We start from the raw sequence: 12268 nt of genomic DNA, 5'->3' as shown, positions 1-12268 counted from the left end.
AGGTGCTTTTTTTACATTTATAGCAAATCATTTAGCATATGAAACAGATTTTTTTATGCCTTATTCTAGGTTTTTATATGTAGGGCTATTTTGGATACATCAAGAGGTTGAAGAGTCAAAAAAGCTATAAGAAAAGCAGGTTTACAAACCTTAAGTACCAGCGATTAAAGTTCATTCCGAGACAAGTGTTCCATCTGATGCCGTTGTCCTGTTTGATGGCAGTAATTTGGAATCATGTAAAAGAGAGAACAATGGTAATCCTGCTCCACAATTTGATAAAAATGGCAAAAAGACAAAGTCTGGAGCGATCACTGTTTTGCACAATGGTGTGTTGATTCAAGATCACTATGAGATTAAAGACACGTCTCAAGCTCCAATTTATCTTGAGGATCATGTAGGTTATAGTAGAGTGAGTTATAGAAATCTTTGGGTATGCAGATTAAATTAGTCTTGTGGGTATTTAAGACCTATTTGTTCTCTGATTTCATCGAGTAACGTAATGAGTTCAAGACTATTTTGGTGGCTCCAGAGTTTACTTTCAATTTGATTGTTATCAAGACATTTATGACATTCTTCAATCTCATGAAAATAACCTCCACCAGTTTTAGGTAAGTGATAGGTGCAGTTTTCATGCTCTTTGATAACTGTGTAATGGTCAGATTGGTGCCATCTATCTTCAATATGAATATTACCATCAGTTGCACTTATTCGTGCTATCATATCAGAATTTGAAGTCAAGCCGCAATATAAAATAGCTTGTGCATTGTCATATTGAAGAATGATTGAAGTTTGAATATCACAACCTGTTTGCTCGTGAAATTTAGAATTAGCTCTAATGTTCTTTGGTTTACCTAATAAGGCATAGCTTAAAAATACTGGGTATATACCAATATCTAATAAAGCACCTCCACCTAAATTTATATTAAACAATCGTCCTTCTATAGGGTGGTTCGATTTAAATGCAAAATCAGCATTGATGTATTGAATCGCCCCAATGTGACTATCATCAATTAGAGATTTTACTTTTAAAAATGTAGGGTTAAAACACGTCCAAAGGGCTTCCATAAAAAAGCGTTTCTGCTTTTTTGCAGCAGCAATAATTGCTTCAGTTTCTTTAGCATTAATTGCAAGTGGTTTTTCGCAAAGTACGTGTTTGCCATGTTTGAGTGCTTCAATACTTAAAGTAGCATGTGAAACATGAGGTGTAGCGATATATACAATATCAATTGTTGGGTCTTTAAAAAGCTCTTGATAGCTGTCATAGGCTTTTTTTGCGCCATGTTTATCGGCAAAAGCTTGGGCTTTCTCAAGAGATCTTGAAGCTACGGCTCCTATACTAGCAGATGAGTTTAAAACCAAATCTGGGGCAAATTTATTGGCTATGCCTCCACAACCAATAATGCCCCAGTTATAATTTTTATGATTCATAAGATGATTTTAGCTCCAGAATAAAGCGTATAACACCGTTAATATAATCATTACTGTAAATGCACCAATATTAAATACTGGAGATGTTTTAAATATGCTCTTACTTAATGTTATTCCTTTGGCATCTTCAGCACCTTTGTTTTGAGCAAAACTTACTAAGGCAATAACCACCATTGTTAATAAGGCTGTATATCCCATCTGATCCATAAATGGTACATCTACAAAAATAGCAGCATCAGACCAACCTTTAGGAGCTACTTTAAAGTATAATGCAATAGGAATAGATACTAATGCACCAACAATTGCTCCGCGGTTTGTTGTTTTTTTCCAGAATAAACCTAAAATGAATACGGCTAAAATACCTGGACTCACAACTCCTGTATATTCTTGAATGAATTGGAATGCTTGATCGATACCTCCTAAAAGTGGCGCCATAATAGAAGCAATTACTAAGGCAACTGCTGCAGATAATCTACCTACACCAACAGTTTGCTTGTCTGAGGCATTTGGATTCATATATTGCTTATAGATATCCATAGTAAAGATGGTAGAAGTAGAATTTAACATAGATGCTAAAGAAGATACAATTGCAGCAGCCAATGCGGCAAATGCAATTCCTTTAAGACCGACAGGTAGGAATTGTAATAGCCATGGATAAGCTTTATCTGCTTGGTCTGCAGAAGGTAAGTTTTGCATACCTGCTTCTCCTAAACTCGCCATAATTTCTGGATCGTTTACCATTACATATGCTGCAATACCAGGAATTACAACAATTAGTGGAATTAATAATTTTAAGAATGCTGCTAACAAGATACCCTTTTGAGCTTCTTTTAAAGATTTTGCAGCTAATGTACGTTGTATGATATACTGGTTGAATCCCCAGTAATATAAGTTTGCAACCCACATACCACCAACAAGAACTCCAATACCTGGTAAGTTTTTAAACTCAGGATTAGATTCATCTAATATCATGGCAAAACGTTCTGGAACCTGGTCATAAACTGTTTGTAAACCAGCAATTACACCTTCGCCTCCAGAAACAGTATTTAAGGCTAAATACGTTGTTACTAAACCACCAAGTACTAAGAAAACTACTTGAATTACATCGGTCCAAGCAACTGCAGATAATCCTCCATATAACGAGTATGCAGCAGCAAAACAGGCTAATCCAATAACACCGTAAATCATTTTGATTCCCATAATTGTTTCAAGTGCTAAAGCACCTAAATACAATACAGAAGCCAAGTTTACAAATACGTATAAGGCTATCCAGAATACTGCAAGAATAGTTTTTAGGTTCGTTGAGAATCGTTTTTCTACAAATTCAGGAATGGTGTACAATCCTTTTTCGATAAAGATTGGTAAGAAGAATTTACCAACAATAATTAAGGTAAGAGCCGCCATCCACTCATACGATGCAATTGCTAACCCTGATGCAAAACCAGAACCTGACATACCAATAAACTGCTCTGCAGAAATATTGGCAGCAATTAACGATGCACCAATGGCCCACCAAGGCAAAGATTTACTTGCTAAGAAATAATCTTCTGCATTTTTTTGATGTCCTTTTTTATCTCTTGATACCCAAAGTCCTACTCCTAGGATTAAAATAGCGTAAGCGATAAAAATGACGTAGTCTAATGTTTCAAAATTAGAGTTCATAATTTAATTAAGTTGTTTTTAAAGTTTTTGTTAATGTACGTTAATTTTTCGGTTTCAAAACCAATAGTGTTGATACCTTTTCAATTTCTTCTTTATTCATTTTCATTTTTCTGAATTCGCCCGCGTTGTATTTTTGCGATTGATCTTTATAGTATTTACTAAACGGATTTCCTGAATTTCCAGTTGGTAAAATGCTCATGCTGTTTTCTACATCTGCAAAGTCAACAATTCGTCTAGTAGAAGGGCCAGCATTTACTTTATAATACCCTTCATCATTATAATGTGTTTTAAGATTGTTTATCACTCCACTAGACCCCTGAATCGGAAAAGACCCTACGTTAAAAAACGGTCTAAATAGTTTAACAGTGCCTAATGGATGTTCATGTTCTAATAGATGTACTCGATCCCATGTCCAACTATTCATGTCTTCTCCTAGTTGTTCTTCTAGAGCTTCTAGTGCATCTTTTAAAGACTTATATACAATGCTTGTTTTATCTTCTAACTGAGTTGTGTGAATATTGTTAAACCAAATGGATGTATCTTTTGTCATTTGTGCAGCAATCATGCGCTTCATTAAGTGGGTATTGATAAAATCTTTAAACACCTCTTCTCCTAACTCATCTTCAAAAGTATTCGCCATAAACTTATACATGAATCTAATGTATATAGTAGGTGCAATTCCTTCCTTATTGAAATCTCCATCCCAATCTTTTAATATATTTAATGCTTTACGTTCTTCTTGAGAAAGATCTAAACCATTTATGGTGTTGTACGCATCGGCTACAACGTGAGTAGCTACTGCAGATTTTGTGTCATTTATCATCTGCATAAAATCTTCTATAGACCAATTGTTATTTGGCTCTAAAAGTTCAACTATACGTCTCCCGCGGTCTTCAGGTAAATAATAGCCTGGGTATAATATGCCTGCAATTGAATCTGGTTGGTTGTTTGCAGAATATACATAATTCCATTTAGGATTGATTGCTTGGGGATTTTGTGAAAAATCTAAAAATTCTTGAATTTCTTGAGAGCCACTGCCGTCTAAATACATTTTAGTGTTACTCCCTTCGGGTAGTTTGTATAATAATCCAGCAGCCCACCAAGCAACATTTCCGTTTGCATCTCCATACATTATGTTTAAACCTGGAGCGTGAATTTTTGAGGCACCATTTTTCACATCTTCCAGAGATTTTGCCCGAGACATTGCATGTACTGCTTGTAATAATTTATTTGGATGTTTGGTGTAAATCCATGACATGCTCACCGGATACGATGTTTTGATTTGACCAATCGCATCGTTCATAATTGGGCCATGAACGGTAGAGCGAACATTAAAGTTAAGGTCTTCTCCATCTTTAACTTTTACAGTATATGAATTCTTGTTGTAGTTCAAGAATTCTTCTTTAAACTTGTATTGGTTTTTATTGTCTTTATTTGGCTGTTCTAAATAAAAGTCGATATCATCATTTTCGAACATTGTTAGACCATAGGCAAAATCGCGATTGTGCATTAGCAAAGGAAATGGTACACCTGCCATGTAATAACCATAACCTTCATATGTTGGTGTGTTTACATGTGCTTCGTACCAAACGGATGGAGAAGCAAATGCTATATGCGGATCATTTGCGAACAATACTTTACCTGTTGATGATTTTTCACCATTTACAATCCAACTATTACTCCCTATAAAAGGAGGGGCAAAAGCGTTACTGGTTATTTTATTTAATGCCGTTGCAATTTCTGTGGTTGCGGGATTGAAGTTTTTAATTAATGTGGTGTTTGCAGGAATTTCGATTTCTAATTCCTTTAAATAATCTTCGCCAAGAGTGGCTTGTAATTTAGATAATACGGGGTCGGTTTTGTGTGCCATTGCAAAACTAAATGCCATATATCCCACAATATTATAGGTGTCTTTTAAAGTAAATGGTGTTTTATCAATACCGAGAATATAGAATTCAATAGGGGTAGGACCTTCTTCTATAAATTGATTGATGCCGTCTATATAGGCAGCTGCCAATTTGTAAGTTTCGCTATTAGTATCTAATTCGTCTACAGATTTTTGTGAATAAGCATCAATTCCCATACTTAAAAATAGTCTGTCATTTTCTGTTGCGACTTCTCCAAAAATTTCAGATAATTTACCGGGAGCAATACGTCGCATTAATTCCATTTGCCACAATCTGTCTTGTGCATGAGCAAAACCCAGAGCTCTTTGGGCATCTAATTCATTATCTGCATAGATGTGAGGAATGCCATAATCATCAAAATAAACAGAGGTCCTTGCTGAGAGATTTGCAAGCTTTTGACTGCCTTTATAATCTGGTTCTAAGCTACTTTTAAATAAAAATCCACTAAATACAAGCAAAATGATAAGCACAGTAAGTACTATCAAAATTGTGAGGATTCGTTTTTTCATAAATAGTTAGGCTAAAAATCTAGCTAAAAGTAACTAATTTATCTGAATGATTACTGGTTACAGGTAACGTGACTTTAGAATTTCTATATGATGGTTTTCATGACCAATAATAATAAATGCTGCAGCTCTTGCAGTGAGCGGATTGCCGCTTGCTCCACCAATGTTTGCAAAATTGGTTGAAGAAATAGATTTGAAAAGGCTTATAGTATTGAGTCTACTAGCAGCATAATCTTCTATCAAATCTTGTTTTAATTTAGAATTTGCTTCAGCAGTCTCATTAAACTCATCTTGATCAAACCCTGGTAACATAGTTTTGTCATTTCTTGCAATACGCAATGCTCTTATTGCAAAAATACGTTCGGTATCAATAATGTGTTGCAAAAGTTCTTTGATTGTCCACTTACCTTCGGCATAGGCAAAATTAAATTTTTCTGCTGTCAACCCTTGCAAAAGCTCAAGAGTTGAATTGAGATTGTTGTTTAAACAAGTAATCAAATCATGCTCTTGAACCTTTGAAATATAGGTTTGATAAAAGTTATTGTACTCTGTTGTATGCAGTACTGAAACATTCATATTATGCAGAGTTTCTGCTTGCATTGATATTTCCAAATAATGAACGCGTTACCATTTTTTCAAATGTTTCCATTCTTGCAGGATCTGCTTTGGCATCTTTTTTCATCTTTTGAATTTCTCTTAATGCGTATTGTTGAATTGTTAATAAAGGTAATACAATATGCTCTCTTACTTCAATAGAAGCTTTTCCTTCAGGGCTATTCTCCATTAATTTGGTAAAGCCTGCAACTTCTAGTATCAATCTCTTAGACAACTTGTATTCTTCATAAATTAATTTCCAGAATTCTCCATACTCAGGGTCATCTGCCATATAAGAAGTAAGTTCGAAGAATGATTTTGATAAAGACATCATACTGTTTTCTAGTAATGTCTTAAAGAAATCAGATTGATTGTAGAGGTCTTTAATTTTCTGTATTTCTCCTTTCTCTTCATATTTCTGTATGGCTGTACCAACTCCAAAGAAACCAGGTACATTTTGCTTAAGCTGACTCCAAGATCCTACAAACGGAATTGCTCTTAAGTCTGAGAAATTTAGAGATGATGATTTTGATCGTTTTGATGGTCTAGAGCCAATATTGGTTTTAGCATAATACTTTAGCGTACTCATTTGTTCTAAATATGATAAGAACTTAGGATGCGCTTTGAATGCACTATAGGCTTCATAACTAGTTTCGGCCATATCATTGATTAAGGCTTTCTGTTCATCTGACAACTTGTTTCGATCTCCTTTAAACAATTGATTTGAGATTCCGGCACTTAACAATTGCTCTAAATTATATTGAGAAGATTCTAGTGTTCCAAAATTAGAACTAATAGTTTGTCCTTGAATCGTTAATTGTATTTCTTGATTTTCTATTGCTGGTCCGAACGAAGCATAGAACTGATGTGTTTTACCGCCACCACGAGCTGGAGGTCCTCCTCGGCCATCAAAGAAGATTACTTTAATGCCATATTTTCTAGACATTGCAGTAAGATTTTCTTTGGCTTTGTAAATACCCCAATTGGCCATTAAATAACCACCATCTTTTGTTCCGTCAGAAAAACCTAACATTATAGTTTGCTTGTAGTTACGGTTTTTTAGATGTTTCATGTATGCCTTGTTCTGGTACAATTGTTCCATTACTTTATCTGCAGCCATTAAATCGTCTACCGTTTCAAAAAGCGGCACAACATCAACAGGAAGTTTGCTGCCGAATCCACATAGATTCAACATTGCAAAGGTTTCCATTACGTTTAAGGCAGTTTGGTTGTTACTAATAATGTAACGATTACAGCCCACTTCACCATTTTTCTTTTGAATGGTTTTTAATGCGTAAATAGAACCAATGGTTTTATCTACAACCTCATTTTTATAGCCTTCGGTCTTAATTTTACCTTTAACAGTCGATAAGAATTCAACCTGTTCTTCAGCACTATAATTATCAAATTCAACCGGGAAAGTAGTGTCTCCTTCTGCTCTTAATTCATTAATTAATTCTGTAAATGCAGCATGGTGAACTCTACTGTCTTGTCTGATATCTAAAGTAGCAAAATGGAAGCCGAATAGATTTACTTTATTGATTAAATCATCTAACTCATCTAAGAATAATGATTTGTGAGTTGAGATTAAAACTTCTCTTACCTTTAGTAGTGCGCTTTTAAACTCATCTAATTTTAATTGTTTACGTTGCGATACAGGGAATGTAATTTCTTCGTACACACGTCTTTCTAAATCAAATATGGTATCTTTAACACCTTCAAACGTTAATCTACGCTTTAGTTTACGCAAATCTCTGAAATAGTTAATCATAACGGTATGACGTAATCTTTCTGCAACTTTAAGGGTAATTTCAGTAGTAACAAATGGATTCCCATCTCTATCACCCCCTGGCCAGAAGCCAATATTTACAACCTCATTTTCTAGGCTCATATCTGAAGCGATATTGTGCTGAATATAGTTTGTGATTTTTGAAAATGAGTGGTAAAACACATTTTCTAAATACCATATTAGGTTTACAGCCTCATCAAATGGAGTAGGTTTGTATTGTTTAAAAAATTGTGTTTTTCCTAATTGAGCTAGTAATTTTTTAATAATTACCAAATCACCTTCTTTAATTGCAGCTGTTAAATCTGTAATAATACCTAATACGGCACCTGGATAAAACTGAGTTGGGTGAGCTGTTAAAACTATTCTCACTTTAAACTCATTTAAAAGTTCAATTAACTCTTCTTTCTTATGTGTCGATTTGGCAATTTCTTTTACATTTCTTAGCGTACCTAAACCATTCATATTGTTAATGATCGGGAATGCAGAATCTTCAATAGCATCAAATAATACTACTTGGCGTTCTATATATTGAATAAATCTAAAAAGTAAATCAATTTGTTCTGTTTCTGACGGATTGTCTTGGTATTTTTTGAAAAAATGTTCTACAATCTCAGTTGGGTTTTTTTTGTTTTGAAAACCTTTAACACAAGTTTCGTGAAATAAAGGAAGCAAAACACCGGTATTGTTTATACTATCAAAAGGCAAACCGGTGAATACGCTGTTGTACATTTGAAATTTATCGAGTACACTATCGTTAAAGCGTTTTAATTTTGTTTTAGTTGCCATTGTGTTTATTGCATGTTTTGCACGAAATTACAACAGAAAGCTTAATAACTATATACGAGTGTTGTAGATTTCAACTTAATTTATTGATTTGACTACTTATTCATTAATATCAAAAAAAAGAGAGTGATATTTTAAGGTATTAACAATATTAAAATTAAGTATTGTTGCTGTTTATTAAAAACAAATGTTTGATAAATTTTACATAAAGTAAAAAAAACTTTACATTTGATAAAAATTAAATCAATTATTGATATGAAAACACGTTTCTTATTTCCCTCAAAATATAAAAAGTTAGGTTGGTTATTATTTGGATCTGGATTCATTCTAGGTGTTATTTTATTAGCAAATGAATTTGAAGTTCCAACTATTAAAGTATTGGTATTTCCTTTATTAGGTGAGGATGGAGGGTTGTTTACCGTAAATGAATCCTTAAAATGGTCAACCAATAACATTGCTGATGAATTAGCTTCTGTGCTTTTAATTATTGGTGGTTTACTGGTAGGTTTTAGTGCAACAAAGCAAGAGGATGAATACATTAGCAAAATCAGAACAGAGTCTTTACTTTGGTCTGTGTATGTAAATTATGCCTTCTTATTGTTCGCTATAATTTTTGTTTTTGATTCACCTTTTTTAAAAGTGATTATTTACAATATGTTTACCATTCTTATTATCTTTATAATACGTTTCCATTATATGTTATATAAAACTTCAAAATTTATGGCACATGAAGAATAACTTAAAGGTGGAACGTGCCATAAAGAGTATAACTCAAGCACAATTGGCAGAAATGATTGGGGTTAGTAGGCAAACAATTAATGCGATGGAATTGAATAAATATGTGCCATCTACAGTATTAGCATTAAAGATAGCTGCTATTTTTGGAAAGAATGTAAACGATATATTTTTCTTAGATGAGAATGACTAGGCAAGAGAAATGTTAATTGCTTCGTCGATATTTGTTGTCATAAACCTTCTGTCTTGCCTGTGATTGATAATCCAAATAACAGCTCCGTCTCCGTTTACTAATACCCAAGTTTTTTCTTTTTCTAACAAAGAGAACTTTTGATCTTTGAAGTACTTGCTAATTTTCTTTTTGCCTTCCATTCCTGTAGGATAGAAAAAATCGCCGTCTTGTTTTTTTCTAATAACAAGAGGGTAGATTAATTTGTTAGTCGCAATGTTTATACCTTCTTCTTTAGGGCTGTTTGAAATATTAAAACTGAATTCTGGAAGTTCAATTATTTTGGTACCTCTGCTAATTTCAAAAATGCTTTTGTCTTTTTGTTCAATTTGTTTTTTAGAAGATAGTAGTAGGCTTTCTCTATCCTTTAAAAGGCGATGTGTTTTGCTATAAACGACTTTTCCGGACTGTGCAGAAATCAAATGATTGATATCATTCCATTCTGTAAATCCATAAGTTTTGAGCATTTCATAAAGAATAAATTCTTGGTCTGAATAACTATTTAATTTATTCAAAGAAATTTTAATTACGTCTGAATCTGATTCAATTACATCTTTAAATATGGTATTGATTTGATTTTTTATAAAAGATTTTGACTTCTCTAAATGTTTTGTTGTTTCTTCAAAATTCTTTAAAAATTGAGGATTCAATTCTTTTAAGTTAGGTGTAATTTGATGCCTGATTTTATTGCGAAGGTATTTAATGTCTTTATTACTTTGATCTTCTCGCCATTTCAAATTTTGAGATTTGGCATACCTCAAAATAGTTTCTTTAGAAAAGGGTAGTAGTGGTCTGATAATTTTGTTATGCTGTTTTTGAATACCAGTTAATCCATTTATACCAGTGCCTCTGCTTAAGTTAATAATAAAAGTTTCTAATGCATCATCTTGATGATGTGCAGTTGCAGTAAAATCAAATTTGTGCTCAGTAACTAATTCTTTAAACCAAGTGTATCGAAGTTCTCTTGCAGCCATTTGGATAGAGATCTTCTGGTTGGTAGCGTAGGATTTGGTGTCAAAATCTTTTCTGTAAAATACAATTTTATTTTTCTTAGCCCATTCTGCTACAAAAATTTCATCAGCATCGCTTTCTTCACCTCTTAAGTTAAAGTTGCAATGTGCGATACTAAAATTGATGTTTAATTTTTTCAGTAAGTCACAAAGTACCATACTATCTATTCCTCCTGAAACTGTTGCTAACACTTTACAGGTCTCCAATTGCGGAAATTGTTTTTGTATATGTACTTTAAAAGTATTGATCACAGTATAAAGTTACGAATCGATATCTAATAAAACTTGTCGCATTGCTCTTGCTTTTAACAAGCACTCTTCATATTCTTTTTCAGGATGGGATTTGGCCGTAATAGCACCGCCAACAGAGAAAGAAACATATTTGTTAGTTGCATTGTAAAGAATACTTCTTATTACAACATTAAAATCGAAATCGCCATTAGGGGCAATGTATCCTACGGCTCCAGAATACAAACCTCTTTTTGTGCTTTCAAGGTTTTCAATAATGTTCATAGCAGCGTATTTTGGCGCACCGGTCATACTCCCCATTGGAAATAAATCCTTAATTACATTAATAGAATTAGTAGTTGGAGCTACTTCTGCTACTACTGTTGATATCATTTGATGTACTTGCTTAAATGGATATACTTTGCACAATTCTGTAACTTTAACACTTCCTTTAATTGCTATTTTAGAAAGATCGTTCCGTACTAAATCAACAATCATAATATTTTCAGCTCTTTCTTTTACATCTGCGGCTAATTGATTTTTGAGTTGTTTGTCTTCTTCTGAGTTTATTCCTCTTTTGATAGTCCCTTTTATGGGCTGAGATATAATTTGGTTACCAACGCGTTTTAAAAATCGTTCGGGAGAGGCAGACAATAAAAACTTGTCTTTAGTCCTTAGAAAAGTGGCAAATGGAGGTTGTGAGATTTCGTTTAGTTTGTTATAAATTTCTAATGGCTCAATTTGGGTTTCTCTAGCATAAAATTCTTGACAAAAATTTAGTTCATATACATCTCCGCGTTGAATATGTTGAATAGCTTTTTGAACATTTTTTAAGTATTCAGCTTTGTTAATTCTAGGGACAATACTTGTTTTGATTGGAGCATAAGTATTATTGTTAACACCATTTAAAATAGCTTCAATGTCACCTTCAATATCCATTTCATAATCTAAGTGATACCGAAGCTCTACTTCATTTTGATGAAAAAAAAATAATTTTTTGGGCTGAAAAAATAAGAGGTCTTTAAAGTTAAGATTGTCATTATTGTTAGAGCTTAAAGCTTCAATATCATTTTTTAAATCGTAACCTAGGTAACCAAAAATATAGTCTTTGGCATTGTTATGAAAATGAGTGAGTCTTTCAAAAGCATTTCTATAATTCAGTTCTAATAATTGATGGCTTCCTAAAGCTAATACGCCATCAAAACTAGAATACTCTTTGCTATTTAAGCTTCGTTGCTCATTTGAATCTAACCAAACAATAAACTCTTCTTGCTGCGCCCATTGCAACAATTTGCTTTTAAAACTTGTTTGATTTGAAATACGTATTTTCTTGCTAATTCGCATATTAACAAAAATAAAAAAGTCCTTTCATTTAGAAAGGACTCTATATTGAGATT

Annotated in this window: 10 protein-coding genes; 3 read left to right on the top strand and 7 right to left on the bottom strand. The window is 33.2% G+C overall.

What is annotated here, in order from left to right; translation table 11 throughout:
• Positions 1-226: 226 nt before the first annotated feature.
• Positions 227-448, top strand: coding sequence for a hypothetical protein (locus ACYQ5R_RS02715; protein WP_460189369.1), 222 nt, complete (start codon positions 227-229; stop codon positions 446-448).
• Here ACYQ5R_RS02715 and ACYQ5R_RS02710 read toward each other — a convergent pair.
• Genes ACYQ5R_RS02710 through ACYQ5R_RS02690 form a run of 5 tightly spaced genes read right to left on the bottom strand, consistent with a single transcriptional unit; the run spans position 445 to position 8672 of the window.
• Positions 445-1428: a Gfo/Idh/MocA family protein gene (locus tag ACYQ5R_RS02710; protein ID WP_460189368.1), complete on the bottom strand. Its 984-nt coding sequence runs from the start codon at positions 1426-1428 to the stop codon at positions 445-447. The two genes, ACYQ5R_RS02715 and ACYQ5R_RS02710, sit on opposite strands and share 4 nt — an antisense overlap.
• A 9-nt stretch (positions 1429-1437) precedes the next feature.
• Complete coding sequence (locus ACYQ5R_RS02705; protein WP_460189367.1) at positions 1438-3090, bottom strand: sodium/sugar symporter; 1653 nt, start codon at positions 3088-3090, stop codon at positions 1438-1440.
• Positions 3091-3130: 40 nt separating this feature from the next.
• Positions 3131-5506 (bottom strand): penicillin acylase family protein, encoded by a 2376-nt coding sequence (locus ACYQ5R_RS02700; RefSeq protein ID WP_460189366.1) that lies wholly within the window; start codon positions 5504-5506, stop codon positions 3131-3133.
• 57 nt (positions 5507-5563) lie between these two features.
• Positions 5564-6079: a DinB family protein gene (locus ACYQ5R_RS02695; RefSeq protein ID WP_460189365.1), complete on the bottom strand. Its 516-nt coding sequence runs from the start codon at positions 6077-6079 to the stop codon at positions 5564-5566.
• 1 nt (position 6080) lies between these two features.
• Positions 6081-8672 carry a phosphoenolpyruvate carboxylase gene (locus tag ACYQ5R_RS02690; RefSeq protein WP_460189364.1) on the bottom strand — a complete coding sequence of 864 codons (2592 nt, stop codon included), beginning with the start codon at positions 8670-8672 and terminating at the stop codon, positions 6081-6083.
• 252 nt (positions 8673-8924) lie between these two features.
• Between ACYQ5R_RS02690 and ACYQ5R_RS02685 the strand changes: the two genes are divergently transcribed.
• Entirely contained in the window at positions 8925-9407 is a 483-nt protein-coding gene (locus ACYQ5R_RS02685; protein WP_460189363.1) for a hypothetical protein, read from the top strand.
• Positions 9397-9597, top strand: coding sequence for a helix-turn-helix transcriptional regulator (locus ACYQ5R_RS02680; RefSeq protein ID WP_460189362.1), 201 nt, complete (start codon positions 9397-9399; stop codon positions 9595-9597). Before ACYQ5R_RS02685 ends, ACYQ5R_RS02680 begins: the two co-directional genes overlap by 11 nt.
• Here the strand turns inward: ACYQ5R_RS02680 and tilS are convergent.
• Complete coding sequence (gene tilS, locus ACYQ5R_RS02675; protein ID WP_460189361.1) at positions 9594-10850, bottom strand: tRNA lysidine(34) synthetase TilS; 1257 nt, start codon at positions 10848-10850, stop codon at positions 9594-9596. The two genes, ACYQ5R_RS02680 and tilS, sit on opposite strands and share 4 nt — an antisense overlap.
• 54 nt (positions 10851-10904) lie before the next feature.
• Positions 10905-12215 (bottom strand): anthranilate synthase component I family protein, encoded by a 1311-nt coding sequence (locus ACYQ5R_RS02670; protein WP_460189360.1) that lies wholly within the window; start codon positions 12213-12215, stop codon positions 10905-10907.
• Positions 12216-12268 lie beyond the last annotated feature (53 nt).

It is taken from the genome of Urechidicola sp. KH5 (genome assembly GCF_054661455.1).
The sequence above is the reverse complement of the archived record's forward strand: the minus strand, read 5'-3'. Positions and strand labels throughout refer to the sequence as shown.